The organism is Helicobacter sp. UBA3407 (assembly GCF_949747025.1).
Classification (GTDB): Bacteria; Campylobacterota; Campylobacteria; order Campylobacterales; family Helicobacteraceae; genus Helicobacter_D; species Helicobacter_D ganmani.
Genome location: NZ_CATKCB010000118.1, coordinates 1 through 16774 on the forward strand (window position 1 = coordinate 1; position 16774 = coordinate 16774).

General features: G+C 37.8%; 12 protein-coding genes. 1 reads left to right on the forward strand and 11 read right to left on the reverse strand.

The annotated features are described in order from the left end of the window. On the forward strand, positions 1-768 hold a 768-nt coding region (gene galE, locus Q1553_RS03660; protein WP_300842762.1), incomplete at its 5' end, for a UDP-glucose 4-epimerase GalE. 385 nt (positions 769-1153) lie between these two features. On the opposite strand, the gene Q1553_RS03665 is transcribed toward galE, so the two are convergent. The 11 genes from Q1553_RS03665 to secE all read right to left on the reverse strand — a co-directional run bounded on the left by Q1553_RS03665 (position 1154) and on the right by secE (position 16715). After that, on the reverse strand, positions 1154-1939 hold the full coding sequence (locus tag Q1553_RS03665; RefSeq protein WP_300842763.1) for a class I SAM-dependent methyltransferase: 786 nt from the start codon (positions 1937-1939) through the stop codon (positions 1154-1156). A gap of 49 nt (positions 1940-1988) precedes the next feature. Next, positions 1989-4070, reverse strand: coding sequence for an elongation factor G (gene fusA, locus Q1553_RS03670; RefSeq protein WP_115551978.1), 2082 nt, complete (start codon positions 4068-4070; stop codon positions 1989-1991). Between the two features lie 90 nt (positions 4071-4160). Continuing rightward, on the reverse strand, positions 4161-4628 hold the full coding sequence (gene rpsG, locus Q1553_RS03675) for a 30S ribosomal protein S7 (RefSeq protein WP_115551979.1): 468 nt from the start codon (positions 4626-4628) through the stop codon (positions 4161-4163). Next, complete coding sequence (gene rpsL, locus Q1553_RS03680; RefSeq protein WP_026944116.1) at positions 4628-5020, reverse strand: 30S ribosomal protein S12; 393 nt, start codon at positions 5018-5020, stop codon at positions 4628-4630. The genes rpsG and rpsL overlap by 1 nt, the downstream gene beginning before the upstream one ends. A gap of 107 nt (positions 5021-5127) precedes the next feature. Beyond that, a complete protein-coding gene (locus Q1553_RS03685) occupies positions 5128-13773 on the reverse strand; it encodes a DNA-directed RNA polymerase subunit beta/beta' (protein WP_297600628.1) in 8646 nt (2881 codons plus the stop codon). Positions 13774-13842: 69 nt separating this feature from the next. After that, positions 13843-14217, reverse strand: a complete 375-nt coding sequence (gene rplL, locus Q1553_RS03690; protein WP_115551980.1) for a 50S ribosomal protein L7/L12 — start codon at positions 14215-14217, stop codon at positions 13843-13845. Positions 14218-14234: 17 nt separating this feature from the next. Next, complete coding sequence (gene rplJ, locus Q1553_RS03695; protein ID WP_300842764.1) at positions 14235-14717, reverse strand: 50S ribosomal protein L10; 483 nt, start codon at positions 14715-14717, stop codon at positions 14235-14237. A 93-nt stretch (positions 14718-14810) separates the two neighbouring features. Next, positions 14811-15515 carry a 50S ribosomal protein L1 gene (gene rplA, locus Q1553_RS03700; RefSeq protein WP_115551982.1) on the reverse strand — a complete coding sequence of 235 codons (705 nt, stop codon included), beginning with the start codon at positions 15513-15515 and terminating at the stop codon, positions 14811-14813. 23 nt (positions 15516-15538) lie between these two features. Further along, a complete protein-coding gene (rplK, locus tag Q1553_RS03705) occupies positions 15539-15964 on the reverse strand; it encodes a 50S ribosomal protein L11 (protein WP_006802142.1) in 426 nt (141 codons plus the stop codon). 23 nt (positions 15965-15987) lie between these two features. Further along, positions 15988-16512: a transcription termination/antitermination protein NusG gene (nusG, locus tag Q1553_RS03710; RefSeq protein ID WP_181881664.1), complete on the reverse strand. Its 525-nt coding sequence runs from the start codon at positions 16510-16512 to the stop codon at positions 15988-15990. 23 nt (positions 16513-16535) lie between these two features. Next, the gene (gene secE, locus Q1553_RS03715; protein WP_026944110.1) at positions 16536-16715 is read right to left on the reverse strand and encodes a preprotein translocase subunit SecE; all 180 of its coding nucleotides are present in this window, start codon (positions 16713-16715) and stop codon (positions 16536-16538) included. Positions 16716-16774: the final 59 nt, after the last annotated feature.

Consider the following 16774-nt stretch of genomic DNA (forward strand, 5'->3'; position numbering starts at 1 on the left):
GCAAGCCTCATTGTGCAAGAATCTGTGCAAAATCCGCTAAAATATTTTCAAAACAATGTTGCTAATACAACCAATCTTTTGCAAATTACACAAAAATTTGCTATCAACAAATTTCTCTTTAGCTCTACCGCCGCAGTCTATGGTGAGCCAAAAGAACACTCTCCAATTCAAGAAAGTGCGATTCCAAATCCCATCAATCCTTATGGAGAATCCAAACTAATGATTGAGAAAATTTTGTATGCTTTACAAGTTGCAAATCCAAATTTCAAAAGCGTGATTCTGCGCTATTTCAATGTCGCAGGTGCATTAATGGACAAACAAGGCGCTTTGGGACAAAGAACAAAAAATGCAACACATCTTATTAAAGTCGCTTGTGAATGTGCAACAAATAAACGCGCAAAAATGCAGATTTTTGGGAATGATTATGAGACGAGGGACGGCACTTGCATTCGGGATTATATTCATATTGATGACTTGGCAAGCGCACATTTCTTTGCCTTGCAATCTCTGCTAGAATCGCAAACCTCTGAAATTTATAATGTAGGCTATGGAAAAGGCTTTAGCGTAAAAGAAGTGATTGATTGTGTCAAAAAAGTAAGCGGTAAAGATTTTGTTGTAGAATCCGCAAAGAGACGCGAGGGAGACCCTAGTGTGCTCGTAAGCGATAATCACAAGATTTTATCCAAAACCAAATGGCAACCCCAATTCAATCAACTAGAAATGATTTGCAGGAGTGCGTATCTTTGGGAGGAAAAGTTACAAACTTGAAAACTACTTCACAAGTCGTGCGCTACGACTTAATAAACCAAGTCTTGCCATAACATATCAATTTATCCTTTTCAATTCGCTCTTGCAAAGCTTTAGCCAAAGCAATCCATAATCTTGTAAATCTACAATCTAAATTCTATTTTAAATCTTTATAGATTCTATAATAAATTTTATTTATGCAAAATTATAGATTTACACTGAAGCTGGTGAGCTACTGACACAACGCACGCCATGAGGTAAATCTCTTACAATGACGAATTCCGTGCTGTTATTAATTCAAGATTGTTGATTGCCACGATTCCTTTTGGAATCTCGCAATAACAAAAAATCGCCCTCCTCCTTGCGAACACCAATAAGACACCATATCCTCTGATGATAAAAATTATCATACAACAAGATTTGGATTTTTCCACAACATCACTGCAATGTTTGGCTCTCTTGGTTGTCGGATAAATTCAAAGACGACTTCCAAAGGGAGATTAAAAGGCTCACTCCTCAAATCTAAACTTCTATACGCATAAACATCTAGCAAAATATCATTATTTTCACCCGCAAGCCCAATGTCGTTTGCAATAAGAACATATTTGTATTTGGAGAGATTATCAATAAATTGTCTAATGTTATGATTTGGTAAATGCTGTAAAACATCTTTGCAGATTGCCAAATCCGCTTTAGGTAATACGGAAAAATCTCCATTGTAATGGATAAAGTCAATATTAGATTTCTTATATTTTGCTAAATTCCTATTTACAACAAAACTTGCAACATCATAGCCCTTATAAAGAATACCATCAAAGTTGATATTTTTAGAAAATTGCCAATCCCCACAACCAATATCTACAATACTTTTGATATTATTTCTTTGAAAAAATTGTTGCAAAAACTGCACATAACCTTTGCAAAGGTTTTCATTAGAACCACTGCCACTACCATAGCCCCAAGCGTTTGTTTCATAGATTGTATTAAAAACTTGTGTGAGTTTATTGTTGCTTTGGTCTAGCAGGATATTTTTCAAAAGGACAATCTCGCCTTTGAGTAAGGCGATCTCACGTATTAAATTTTGATTTTGAAATTCTATTGTATCTAGTTTAGAAGAGATTTTATCTAAATAAAAGCCCCCCCCCCCCCGCAGTCTTTTTTTAGCAATTTTCCAAAATCTTAACAAATTCATTCTTTTCCTTATTGTCGGCTTATCCAACTTTAGAGTTGGAATCACAAGTTTAGCCGTTTCTTTTCTCCATAATTTCTTTGGAAATGTTGTTTGGCACTTCACCATAATGGTCAAACTCCATTGTATAAGTCCCGCGTCCTTGAGTTGCTGAACGCAAATCCGTAGAATAACCAAACATTTCTGCTAGAGGAACGAACGCATTCACGATTTTTAAACCCATTCTATCGTCCATAGAATTAATTTGCCCTCGTCTGCGATTCAAGTCCCCAATCACATCACCCATATATTCTTCAGGTACTTCCACTTCTACTTTCATCATCGGCTCCAACAAAACTGCACCCGCTTTGCGGCAAGCGTCTTTAAAAGCCATAGAACCTGCAATTTTAAATGCCATTTCAGAAGAATCCACATCGTGGTAACTACCATCAAAGAGCGTAACTTTGAAATCTACCACAGGATAACCTGCCAAAACACCATTTTGCATAGATTCCTGAATCCCTTTATCTACCGCTGGGATATATTCTTTTGGAATCACACCCCCACTAATGTTATTGACAAACTCATAACCTTTGCCCGGCTCTTGAGGTTCAAGCTTGATAAAGACATGTCCATATTGTCCGCGCCCACCGGATTGTTTTGCGTATTTGCACTCTTGTTCCACGCTTTGGCGAATTGTTTCGCGGAATGCAACTTGCGGTTGTCCCACTTCTGCTTCTACTTTAAATTCTCTTTTGAGCCTATCCACAATAATTTCTAAGTGCAATTCACCCATTCCCGAAATAATTGTTTGTCCAGATTCCTCATCTGTATGTACTTTAAAGCTTGGGTCTTCTTCAGCAAGTTTTGCAAGAGCCAAAGCCATTTTTTCTTGGTCTGCTTTTGTTTTTGGTTCTACTGCAATAGAAATAACAGGGTCTGGGAATTCCATTCTCTCCAATACAACCGGTTCTTTTTCTGAACAGAGTGTATCTCCTGTCAAGGTTTCTTTCAATCCCACAAAAGCACAAATTTCGCCTGCATAGACTTCTTTGATGTCCTCACGTTTGTTGGAGTGCATTTTGAGCAATCTTCCTACACGTTCTTTTTTGCCTTTAGTAGAGTTTAAAACATAGCTTCCAGATTCTAAACTACCGCGATAAACACGCACAAATGTTAATTGTCCTACAAAAGGGTCTGTCATAATTTTGAATGCCAAACCTGCAAACTCTCCATCATCTGTGGATTTAACAAACAATTCTTTTTCTTCATCTTTTGGGTCTACGCCGCGAATGTCTGCAACTTCTGTTGGGGCAGGTAAATATTCTACGACAGCGTCAAGAAGAGTTTGAACGCCTTTATTTTTGAAGCTTGAGCCACAGAGCATTGGAACGATTTCCATTGCAAGACAACCTTTTTTAATTCCTGCTTTGATTTCCTCCACACTCAAGGTTTCCCCACCTAGATATTTTTCCATTGTTGCTTCGTCTTGTTCTGCGACAGATTCTAGTAATTTTTCGCGGTATTCCTCTGCTTTTGCTACTAATTCTGCTGGAATCTCTTCAATATCATATTTAGCACCCATAGATTCATCATTCCAAACAATAGCTTTCATTGTGATTAAATCTACAACTCCTTTGAAATTATCCTCTGCTCCAATTGGAATCACAAGTGGCACAGGCTTTGCCTTTAATCTTGTTGCAATTTGAGATTCTACATTGTAGAAATTTGCACCAATTCTATCCATTTTATTAACAAAAACAATTCTAGGAACACCATATTTATTTGCTTGACGCCAAACGGTTTCACTTTGAGGTTGCACGCCACCCACAGAACAAAAAACTGCAACTGCACCATCAAGAACGCGCATAGAGCGTTCAACTTCAATCGTAAAATCCACGTGTCCGGGAGTGTCAATTAAGTTGATTTGATAATCTTTCCAAAAACAAGTGGTTGCGGCGGAAGTAATCGTAATTCCACGTTCTCTTTCTTGTTCCATCCAGTCCATTGTCGCTGCACCATCATGCACTTCACCAATTTTGTGGCTTACACCTGTATAGAATAAGATTCTTTCTGAAGTCGTTGTTTTACCCGCATCAATGTGCGCTGCAATTCCAATATTTCTAATTTTATTTAACGGGGTTTTTCTTGCCATTGTTAATCCTTATACAAAGAAAATTTGAGTTTGAGATTTAGTAGAATTTTTAAGGAATCTTGGAAAAACCCCTTAAAAACATAATTTATTTTACCAGCGATAATGCGCAAAAGCTTTGTTCGCTTCAGCCATTTTATGCACATCTTCTTTTTTCTTAAATGCTGCACCGCGCTCATTTGCAGCATCAATAAGTTCATTTGCCAATCTATCAATCATCGTGCGTTCATTTCTTTTTCTAGCAGAATCCAATAACCAGCGAATAGACAAGGATTGTTGCCTTGCAGGACGAACTTCCACAGGTACTTGATAAGTCGCGCCTCCTACGCGTCGGCTTCGCACTTCTACAAGTGGCTTAACTTTTTCTAATGCTTTTTCAAAGGTTTCAATCCCTTTTTCTTTTGTTTTTTCTTCAATCTTTGCAAAGGTTGCATAAATGATTTTTTCTGCAACACTTTTCTTGCCATCATACATCATTTTATTGATGAATTTTGTTACAATAATATTATTATAGATTGGATCTCCCAATACTTCTCGTTGTGGTGCCTTTCTTCTTCTCATTATTTTTTACCTCCTGCATCACCCTTTGCTTTTTTTGCCCCATACTTACTACGCGAAACTGTGCGTTTTGCTACTCCTGCAGTATCCAATGCGCCACGGATAATATGATATTTTACGCCCGGTAAGTCTTTTACCCTACCCCCACGAATCAATACAATGGAGTGTTCTTGCAAATTATGCCCCTCACCGGGAATGTAGCTAATCACTTCAAAGCCACTTGTCAATCTAACTTTTGCAACTTTTCTTAACGCAGAGTTAGGTTTTTTAGGTGTTGTTGTATAAACACGAGTACAAACTCCTCTTCTTTGAGGGCAAACTACCAAAGCTGGAGACTTTGATTTCTTGATAACTTTTTTTCGTTCTTTTCTAATCAACTGATTAATAGTTGGCACTTGTCTTTCCTTCCTAAAATGGTTTTAATAGAGAAAATGAAGCGGATTATAAGCAAATCACACTTTATTCTTACTTAAATTAAGGTTGAAATAACCTTAATTCGCCTTTAGCTTTCTTTAATTTTAACTTTTTTACCTTTGTAAATTCCTGTTCCGACCGGAATCATACGACCCAATACAATATTTTCTTTTAAATCCTCTAAATGGTCAATTTTTGCCGCAATGCTTGCTTCTGTGAGGACTTTTGTTGTTTCTTGGAATGATGCTGCTGAAATCACAGAATCACTACCAATTGCGGCACGCGTGATTCCCAACAACACTGGTTCAGCAATTGCTGGGATTCCTCCCATTCTAATAATGCGAGCATTTTCTTCTCTGAAATGTCGCTTACTTACCAAATCTCCCTCAATGAATTTTGTGTTACCACTATCATAAATCTTGACTTGTCTTAACATTTGAGACACGATAATTTCAATATGTTTATCTGCAATACTAACCCCTTGTCGCCGATAGACTTGCTGCACCTCACTCACAATGTATTTATACAACTCTTTCTCTCCGCCGATACGCAAAATATCCTGACTTGCAACAATTCCCTCTGTTATAGCTTCACCCGCATGGACAAATTCTCCCTCATAAACAAGAATCTGCTTAGATTTATCAATCAAATACTCTGCGATTCTGCCGTCATTTGCTGTGATAATAATTCTTTCTTTACCACGAATAGGCTTACCATAGCTTACGATTCCGTCAATCTCCGCTAATACCGCAGGGTCTTTTGGTTTTCTCGCTTCAAACAATTCAGAAACTCTCGGCAAACCTCCTGTAATATCTTTAGATTTTACAAGGGCTTTTGGCGTTTTAGCTAGAATATCTGCCATTTCTACTTTTGCACCATCAGAAATGAAAATCGCAGTTTTCGGGTCTAAGGCATAACGAATCAACCCACCATTTGCAGTGGATAAAACAAGAGTTGGCTTATGCGCACTTGCAATGTATTCATTTACTACCAATCGTGTTTGACCCGTAAGTTCATCAGTTTGTTCTGACACCGTAAGTCCGGGAATAATATCTTCAAACTTAATCGTTCCCGCTTCCTCTGCAATAATTGGATTAGAATAAGGGTCCCAATCCGCGACAACGATATGTTCATCACTTTTTGGCTTAGCAATTAATGTATTTTTCTCCACACTTTGGTTATCTTGAACTTCAATAATAGAACCCCTTGCAATATAATGACGCGCTGCTTCTTGGTCATACTCATCAGCAATTACAGCAAAAACACCTTTTTCAGTGATTTCTTCACCTTTTTCTAGTGCGCGGTATCTCTCCAAATGGTCGCCCTGCAAATAATAATATTTTACAATTCCTTCTTCCCTTGCATAGATTTTTTGTGTAATAGGTGCATTGTCCTCTACTTTTAAATCACTTGCATAAGAGATTCGGTTGGGAATATTCCAACTATCTTTGATAATATCTACGATACTTCCCTCATCACGCACATAATGCCCGCTGGAATAAGGAATATAGAATTTCCCTTCAATCTTGCCTGTAACCCCTGCTAACTCACTTGGTTTTGCAACATCGGATTTTCTAAGCGTAAATTTTGCAGTTTCTTTCTCACCAATAACTGAAACAATCACCTCATCATGCACAACATCTACTTTTAATTCTCCCTCAAATGGAGCTTTGATTTTCGGCTCTACAAGCAAAATCGCGGCATTTCTTCTATTGGAAACAATCGTTTTACCCTCACGATTCTTATAGGTTTTGACATTATAATAACGAATAAAACCCTCTTTATCCGCAATAACTTGATGTTCTTCTTGGCTTCTGCTTGCTGTTCCACCGATATGGAAAGTTCTTAGCGTCAGCTGCGTTCCGGGCTCACCAATAGATTGTGCAGCAACTACGCCCACCGCCTCGCCGATTTTAGAAATCTTAGATTCTCCAAGATTCAAACCATAGCATTTTGCACACACACCCTTTTCAGCTTTACAAGTAACAGGCGTGCGAATAATTACAGATTTCACTCCTGCTTCTTTAACCTTGCGCGCTTTTTCCTCATCAATCATTGTGCCTTCGCCGATTAATACCTCATTTGTGATAGGGTCAATGATATTTTCTGCGATGACGCGCCCAAAAATTCTTTCCTCTAGCGGTTCAATCAATTCACTACCGACGGTAATATCGGTAATCTCAATCCCCTCATTGGTGCCACAATCATCTGCTACAACTTTAACATTCTGACTTACATCAATGAGTTTTCTCGTCAAATACCCCGCATTTGCAGTTTTCAAAGCGGTATCCGCTAAACCTTTACGCGCCCCGTGTGTAGAAATAAAGTATTCTAGCACATTCAAACCCTCTTTGAAGTTTGAGGTAATGGGCGTTTCAATGATTGTTCCATCGGGTTTTGCCATCAATCCCCGCATTGCAGAAAGCTGTCTAATCTGCCCTGCACTACCTCTCGCACCAGAATCTGCCATCATATAAATAGAGTTAAAGCCTGCTTTATCGTTTTCAATTAGCTTCATCATTTCATTGCCTAGCGCATTATTGGTATCCGTCCAAACATCAATAATTTTATTATAACGTTCTTGTTCGGTTAATAAACCTGCTCCAAATTGCGCTTGAATATCTTTGACTTTTTTCTTCGCCCCCTCTACGACTTTATTCTTATTGTCTGGCACGATAATATCATCTGCCGAAATTGAGATTCCAGCCTTAGTTGCGTATTTGAATCCTAAATTTTTAAGATTATCCAAGAAACTTGCGGTAATCCCTACACCACCCTCTTTATACACATAATCAATCAAAGCTGCAATGTCTTTTTTCTTAAGAACCTTATTCCACAAATGTACAGGCACAAAATCAGGCAAAATAGATTTTAAAATCATTCTACCAATCGTTGTATTAATGATTCTATCCTCTACAAATGCACGTACTTTAGAACCAACTTCCACTACACCTGCTTCTAAAGCAATATGGATTTGGTCAATATTGGAGAACAACTTATGCTCACCTTTGGAATCTTCTTTCGCTAAAGAGAGATAATAAAGCCCTAAAACCATATCTTGGCTAGGCACGGTAACTGCTTTACCGCTTGCAGGTAACAAAATATTCATAGAGCTTAACATCAAAAGCTTACATTCTGTAATTGCCTCTTGAGAAAGTGGCACATGCACTGCCATTTGGTCGCCATCAAAGTCCGCATTAAATGCTGCACACACTAATGGGTGAAGCTGAATCGCCTTTCCATCAATGAGTTTTGGGTGAAATGCTTGAATAGATTGCTTATGCAAGGTTGGCGCACGATTCAACATAATTGGGTAATTCATAACAATTTCTTGCAAGCTTTCCCATACTTCATTGGTTTTTTGTTCAATCATTTTCTTAGCTTGCTTTAAAGTTGTTGCATAACCCTTTTCCTCTAATTTTGCCAAAATATGTGGTTTAAAGAGTTCTAATGCCATATTTTTAGGCAATCCACACTGATCCATTCGTAAATTTGGTCCTACAACAATAACGGAACGTCCGGAGAAATCTACACGTTTTCCAAGTAGATTTTGGCGGAATCGCCCTTGCTTGCCTTTAATAATTTCTGAAAGCGATTTCAATGGGCGTTTATTCGCGCCTTTAACAGCATTTGCATTTCTACCATTATCAAAAAGCGCATCAACAGATTCTTGCAACATTCTTTTTTCGTTGCGCACAATAATTTCTGGTGCGTCTAATTCAATGAGGCGTTTCAACCTCTGATTGCGGTTAATCACGCGACGATAAAGGTCATTAACATCGCTTACTGCAAATTTCCCTCCATCTAACGCAACCAATGGACGCAAATCTGGCGGCAACACAGGCAAAACAGTGAGCATCATCCATTCGGGACGATTCTGTCCACCGGAGACTACGAAACTTTCTACCACTTTGAGACGCTTGATGATTGTTTTCTTTTTCGCTTCGGAATTCGTCGCCTTAATGGCTTCTTTTAATTCGGCAATCAAATCTACCAAATCAATACCCTCAAGCAAATCTTTCACTGCTTCGCCGCCCATTTGTGCAACGAATCCCGTATGCTCAAATCTCTGTGATAAGCTTTGGTATTGTTCCTCGTTTAATACATCGTATTTAGCAACAGGCTTTGTTCCCTCATTGTCATAATAGGCTTCACCTGACTCTTTCACAATATAAGCCTCATAATACAAAACACGTTCTAAGTCTTTCATTTTCACACCAAGTAGAGTTCCGATTCTACTAGGAAGCGAATTAACATACCAAATATGCGCAACAGGCGTTACAAGCTCAATGTGTCCCATTCTTGAGCGGCGCACTTTAGAGCTTGTTACTTCCACGCCACACTTCTCACATACAATTCCTTTATAGCGCATTTTCTTGTATTTTCCACATAAACACTCATAGTCTCTAACAGGTCCAAAGATTTTGGCGCAGAACAATCCATCACGTTCAGGTTTTAAGGTGCGGTAATTAATCGTCTCTGGTTTTTTCACTTCACCATTACTCCAACTACGAATCTTTTCTGGGCTTGCAAGCAAGAGTTGAAAAGCATTAAAATCACTTGGTCGGTTATCCTCTTTGATAGTTACAACTTCATCAATACCCTCTTTATTCTTTGCAAATACATTCACATCTAATGCCAAACTTTGAAGTTCTTTTGTCAAGACATAGAAAGTTTCCGGAATCTCTGATTCTTTGACCGCCTCTCCTCTTGTGATTGCTTTATAGGCTTTCACTCGCCCTTCTACATCATCAGATTTAATCGTAAGCATTTCTTTAAGAGTATGAGCCGCACCATAAGCTTCTAATGCCCAAACTTCCATTTCGCCGAACCTTTGTCCTCCAAAGAGTGCTTTTCCTCCGACTGGTTGTTGCGTTACAAGACTATAAGGTCCTGTGCTTCTTGCATGGACTTTTTCATCTACTAGATGGTGGAGTTTGAGCATATACATATATCCCACATTCACGCGTTCCATCATTTTCTCACCTGTGCGCCCATCGTAAAGCTCTGTTTTGCCATCACTATCAATTTTTGCAAGAGCGAAGAGCTTTTCAAATTCTTGTGCATTTACGCCCTCAAAAACAGGTGTTGCAAACTTCACACCTTTGCTCCAATCTCTCGCGAAACTCAATAACTCCTCATCACTTAATTTTTCCAAAAATGCTTTAGGACTTTTCATATCTGAATTTTCAGCAATTTCTTGCATTTTGGCTCTTAGCTCACTTACCCATTTGCTTTTTTCGCCTTCAAAAACATTTGCGATTTGCTCACCTAGTTGTTTGCCTACTAGTCCCAAATGCACTTCTAGGATTTGTCCGATATTCATACGACTAGGCACACCAAGAGGATTAAGCACGATTTCCACAGGACGACCATCTTTAGTATAGGGCATATCTACTTCTGGAACAATATTAGAAACAATCCCTTTGTTACCATGTCTTCCCGCCATTTTATCACCCACTTTTAATTTGCGTTTGGTTGCGACATAGATTTTTACAAGCTTGACAACTCCACTTGGCAAAATATCATCTTTTTCAATGATAGAAAGTTTTTCTTCATGCTCCTCACTCAAGCTTTTTTTCTGCTCTAAGAAATTGCTTTTGAGTGCATCATATTTGTTTTGAATTTCTTTGGAATAACTTTTAATCAATGTCCCCATAGCAAAACGATTGACATTTTCTAAATCAGCCTTTGGAATCACTCCACCTTTTTTATATTCCTTATCTCCTATTTTCGCTGCACTAATTAATTTTTCTTTTGAAAGAATAGAGCCAATGCGCAAAGATTCCTCTCTATCAAGCATCAATAGCTTATCGTGATGCTCCAAATCTAAACGCGCTTTTTCTTCCTCATAGGCAACGACTGCACGGCGGTCTTTGTCATAGCCTTTTTTTGTGAAAATCTTAACATCAACTACCGTTCCCTCTAAACTTGGGGGACAATAAAGAGATTTATTGACAACATGTCCGGCTTTTTCACCAAAAATTGCCCGCAATAAACGCTCTTCAGGAGTTGGCTTCACTTCGCCTTTAGGAGATGCTTTACCAACTAGAATCATTCCGCCGCTAACATAAGTTCCAATTTTTACGATTCCACTTTCATCTAGGTGTGCAAGCTCTTCTTCGCGAATATTTGGAATATCTCTTGTGATTTCCTCTACCCCGTGCTTTAATTCTCTTGCTTCAATTTCTTTTTCATAAATATGAATAGAAGTAAATGCATCGTTACGAATCAATTTCTCACTTACTACGATTGCATCTTCAAAGTTATATCCATTCCACGGCATAAAGGCAACACGAATATTTTTTCCCAACGCTAACTCACCTTGGTCCATATTTGGACCATCTGCAATGACTTGCCCAACTTCTACACAATCGCCTGCTTTGACGATTGGACGTTGGGAAAAAGAGGTATTTTGGTTTGTGCGCAAGTTTTTTTGCAAGGAATAATGGTCAATAAACGCACCATTTTCGTCCTCGCCTAAAACATAAATATTTTTGGCATCTACTTTTTCTACAATTCCTGCTCTCGTAGCTTTTGTTGCCTCCCAAGAATCTCTTGAGACAATTTTTTCAATCCCTGTGCCAACCACTGGAGCATCTGGGCACAAAAGAGGCACCGCTTGACGTTGCATATTTGAACCCATTAACGCGCGGTTTGCGTCATCGTGTTCTAAGAATGGAATCAAGCTTGCAGCTACCCCAACTACCATTCTAGGACTTAAGTCAATCAAATCCACTTTTTTGGATTCCATTAACACAATTTCGCCATCTTTTCTGACTTCAATCATTTCTTCTTTAATTGTTTGATTATTTGTCAATATTGTGCTTGCAGGCGCAATTACCGCACCCTCTTCTTGTGTAGCAGTAAGATAAACAATCTCATCAGTTACCTTGCCATCTACCACTTTACGATAAGGTGCTTCAATGAATCCTAGCTCATTGACTTTGGCATAGGTTGAAAGTGTATTAATCAAACCGATATTCTGCCCTTCTGGAGTTTCAATTGGGCAGATTCTACCATAATGTGTTGGATGCACATCTCGCACTTCAAATCCTGCTCTTTCTTTTACTAAACCACCCTCACCTAAAGCAGAAAGTCTCCTTTTGTGTGTTACTTCAGAAAGAGGATTAGTTTGATCCATAAATTGTGAAAGTTGTCCTCCGGTGAAAAACTCTAAAATTGTGCCAGTTATCATTTTGGAATTCACTAAATCGTGCGGCATAAGATCTTCCAATCCTGTGCTGATTGTAGAGAGCTTATCACGAATTGCTTTTTGCATTTTAACCAAACCTGTGTGCAATTCATTTGCCAATAATTCACCAATTGCGCGGATTCTACGATTTCCTAAATGGTCCCTATCGTCAATGCGTCCGCGTCCATTTTTGACATGAATCAAATAGCGCACAGTTTTGATAATATCTTCGTGCGTAAGAACCGTTACATAATCTGGCACACCAATGTCTAGTTTATGATTCATTTTCATTCGCCCAACACGCGTCAAATCATAACGTTCAGGGTCAAAAAATAATTGTTGCACAAACTGCTTTGCCGCTTCTTTGGTAACAGGCTCACCCGGACGCATTACTTTGTAGATACGAATCGTAGCTAAGTCGTTTTCATTGTCAATCTTTTCAGTTTGTTTCAAAAGCTTTAAAGATTCCGCATCAGCAATGAATGCGTTAATAATAGAAGCATCTACTCCTGCTGCTAAGTCATTTGCAATCACAAAATCACTAATATTCAATTCCGCTAATTTTTTTAGCTTGCTTTCATCTAGCAATGTCAAAGCGTCAAATAAAATCTCTCCACTCTCTTTGTCAATGATTGGCTCTGCTAGATAACGCTCCATAAGAATCTCTGTTGGATACTCAATCATATTGAGCTTTTCTTCTTTGAGTGCTTTTGCTTTTTTGGCAGTTAATCGCTTGCCCGCTGCAATAATTAAATTGCCTTTAGGGTCTTTAATATCAAATTCTACGCGCCCCACAAATTCCTCTGGGTCAAATGCAATGAGATATTTACCCGCTTTAGATTTGATATTTAAAAGCGGATAAAACATCTTTAAAATATCTTGGCGTGAATATCCCAATGCGCGAAATAGAATAGTAACAGGTACTTTTCTACGCTTATTTACACGCACGAACAATGTGTCTTTTGCATCATATTCAAAATAGAGCCAAGAGCCTCTATCTGGGATAATTTGCCCTGTATAGACTAATTTGTTTGAAGTGCTTGTGGATTCTTCTTCTTTAAAGATAACACCGGGGCTTCTATGCAGCTGATTAACTACTACGCGTTCTACCCCATTAATAATAAAGCTCGTCCTATCCGTCATCAATGGAATCTCACGCACAAAAATGCTTTGCTCTTTAATGTCTTTAACGCCTAATTTCTCACCTGTCTTTTCATCTCTCTCCCAAAGCACCAATCGGATTTTTATTTTCAAGGGAATTGAGTAAGTCAAACCTCTCTCCATAGCCTCTCTAACGGTGTAACGTGGCTTACCATATTCACAACCCGCATATTCAAGGCTAATTCTATTTTGTGCATCGTGTATTGGGAAAATAGATTTAAACACCTTTTCAATCCCAGATTCACCATTATCTTGCGCCATTAAAAAAGTGTCATAACTATTCCTTTGTAATTGGAGCAAATTAGGAACCGCAATGTTTTGAGGGATTTTAGTAAAATCAACTCTTAATCTATTTCCGGATTTTAAACTTACTGGCATATTTATTACCTCATATATCAATGTAGAATTTTGGAAGAAAAATGAAAGGGAGATAGAATCTCCCTAAAATTATTTAATTTCGACTTTAGCACCTGCTTCTTCAAATTTAGCTTTGATTGCGTCAGCATCTTCTTTCTTAACGCCTTCTTTAACGGTAAATGGAGTTTTTTCCACTGCGTCTTTTGCTTCTTTAAGTCCAAGACCTGTTACTTCACGGACAACTTTGATAACATTGATTTTTTTATCACCGCTGTCAGTTAAGATGATGTCAAATTCAGTTTTTTCTTCAGCAGCAGCTGCTCCACCACCTGCAACTGCACCAGCTACAACGGTTGGTGCGGCAGATACACCAAATTTTTCTTCAAATGCTTTCACAAGTTCTGAAAGCTCCATAACAGAAAGATTTCCGATATAATCTAATACATCTTCTTTTGAAATTGCCATAATTTTCTCCTAAATTTTTATTGCGCTTCTTTTTCTTTGCGTAAATTATCCAACCCTGTAACAAAGTAACGAGCAGGAGCAGTCCAAACGGACAACAACATACCAATAAGTTCTTCTTTAGATGGTAGTTTTGAAACGGCTTCAATGTGTTTTGCATCTACGATTTTACCTTCAAAGTAACCTGATTTTACTACAAGCTTACCACCCACAGAATCTGAGAATTTGCAAATTGTTTTGGCTAAAGAAATTTGATCTTCTCCCCAAACAAAAATATTATTCTCTTTTAGCTCTAATCCTTCTACTCCGAAATTTTTAAGCGCAATCAATGCAAGCGTATTTTTGATAACATGAACTTTTACATTTTGTTCTCTTGCATTTGCTCTTAAAACTTCTAATTGCTTAACAGTCAATCCTTTATAATCACAAACTGCAATCGCATTAGATGCTTTAAATTCAGCTGTAAGATTCTCAATTAGAGCAGTTTTTTCTGCTTTTGTCATTTTAACCTCCTTTCAGACGAAAGACTTATATAGGGTTAGATTTTAAGCGTTTGCCCCCATAGTCATTAGTCTAAGATAAAAAACAAGAATAAATTATTTTAAATCCATTAATGCTTGGGCATCTAATGTTAAAGATGGACTCATTGTTAAAGACAATGTTGCATTTTTTATATATTTGCCTTTTGCACTTGCAGGTTTTTGTTTGTTGATATTTTTTACCAACGCAACAATATTTTCTTCAAGTTTTTTTGCATCAAAACTTGCTTTACCAACAGGAGCATGCACAATACCCTTTTTATCCACACGATAATTCACTTGCCCACTTTTTGCATTGCTAACTGCTTTGGAAATTTCCATAGTAACAGTGCCTGTTTTGGGGTTTGGCATCAAACCTTTTGGTCCTAGGATTCTACCTACTTTACCCACAAGTGCCATCATATCTGGTGTCGCAATGACCATATCAAAATTCAAATCCCCATTTTTGATTTGATCTGCCAAATCCTCATCTCCTACTACATCCGCACCTGCCGCCTTTGCCTCATCTGCTTTAGCGCCTTTTGCAAAAACTGCTACACGCACACTTTTACCTGTGCCATTAGGCAAAACAACCGCACCACGAATCATTTGATCTGCGTGTCTTGGATCAACACCTAAACTCAACGCAACCTCAACTGTTTCATCAAATTTAGCCGATGCTAAAGATTTAACTGTTGCAGAAGCGGTTGTAATATCGTATATTTTTTTGCAATCTACTTTATTAATGAGATTTTGCATTCTTTTTGTTAATTTTTTTGCCATATTTTATACTCCAACGCGTCTATTTAATCTACAACTTCAATGCCCATACTGCGAGCACTTCCCTCAACAATTTTAATTGCCGCTTCTTCTGTGTTTGCATTTAAATCGTCCATTTTAGTTTTAACAATATCTAAAACTTGTGCTTTTGTAAGTTTTCCTACTTTGTTTTTCAGAGGATTGTCAGAACCTTTTTGGATTCCTGCTGCTTTTTTAATTAAATCCGTAACAGGAGGTTTTTTTGTGATAAATGTAAAACTTTTATCTTGATAAACCGTGATGATTACAGGAATATTAAAATTTCCCATATCTTTTGTTTTTTCATTAAATGCTTTACAGAATTCCATAATATTCACACCGCGTTGACCTAGAGCTGGACCTACGGGTGGAGATGGATTTGCTTTACCAGCAGGGATTTGAAGCTTAAGTTCGCCAATGATTTTTTTTGCCATAACTTATCCTTGTTTTTTAGTTATTAAACTATTTTTTCCACTTGTGAATAAAGTATTTCAATAGGTGTGCTACGACCAAAGATGGAAACATTGAGTTTTAATTTTCTATGTTCCATATCATATTCTTCCACTGTGCCTGTGAAATTCGCAAAAGGACCTTCAATAATGCGGACAACCTCTCCTGCTTCAAAAATGATTTTTGGTTTGGGAGCTGCGCGATTCTGCACTTTTTCAATAATATGATTAATGTCTGCTTCACTTAAAGGCGTGGGTTTCTTTGCCTCACCGATGAAACGACTAACTTTCGGTAAAGATTGAATGGTATGCCATAAGGCAGTATCAAGATCTACTTTAATAAAAACATATCCCGGATAAAGACTTCGCTCACTAATTTTTTTCTTATTGTTCTTTACTTCAATAATATCTTCCGTAGGGACAACAATATCTGTAAGTCTCTCTTCTAAATGATGTTCTTTAACGAGATTCTCTATTCCGCGTTTTACAGCTTGTTCACTACCAAAATATGTTTGAATCGCATACCAATACAATGCCATAAACAAATCCTAAATAATTATAAAATACTTGAAACAAAACTACCAAGAATGAAATCAACTAATGCCAAAAATAGAGCAATAACCGTTACAACAACAATCACAGAAATAAAAGCATTTCTCACTTGTTCTTTTGTAGGAAAGATGACTTTGGATAGTTCTTCTTTGGATAATCTATAATAGGTAATTAGTTTTTTCATAACTTTATTTGTCTCTCTTTATTCCAAAAATGGCAGGCCAGGAGGGACTCGAACCCCCA

What these genes read in the sequence shown, in the direction of transcription:
- Q1553_RS03665 (WP_300842763.1), bottom strand. Translation starts at nt 1,939, where the DNA reads ATGAATTTGTTAAGATTTTGGAAAATTGCTAAAAAAAGACTGCGGGGG.
- fusA (WP_115551978.1), bottom strand. Translation starts at nt 4,070, where the DNA reads ATGGCAAGAAAAACCCCGTTAAATAAAATTAGAAATATTGGAATTGCA.
- rpsG (WP_115551979.1), bottom strand. Translation starts at nt 4,628, where the DNA reads ATGAGAAGAAGAAAGGCACCACAACGAGAAGTATTGGGAGATCCAATC.
- Q1553_RS03685 (WP_297600628.1), bottom strand. Translation starts at nt 13,773, where the DNA reads ATGCCAGTAAGTTTAAAATCCGGAAATAGATTAAGAGTTGATTTTACT.
- rplL (WP_115551980.1), bottom strand. Translation starts at nt 14,217, where the DNA reads ATGGCAATTTCAAAAGAAGATGTATTAGATTATATCGGAAATCTTTCT.
- rplJ (WP_300842764.1), bottom strand. Translation starts at nt 14,717, where the DNA reads ATGACAAAAGCAGAAAAAACTGCTCTAATTGAGAATCTTACAGCTGAA.
- rplA (WP_115551982.1), bottom strand. Translation starts at nt 15,515, where the DNA reads ATGGCAAAAAAATTAACAAAAAGAATGCAAAATCTCATTAATAAAGTA.
- rplK (WP_006802142.1), bottom strand. Translation starts at nt 15,964, where the DNA reads ATGGCAAAAAAAATCATTGGCGAACTTAAGCTTCAAATCCCTGCTGGT.
- secE (WP_026944110.1), bottom strand. Translation starts at nt 16,715, where the DNA reads ATGAAAAAACTAATTACCTATTATAGATTATCCAAAGAAGAACTATCC.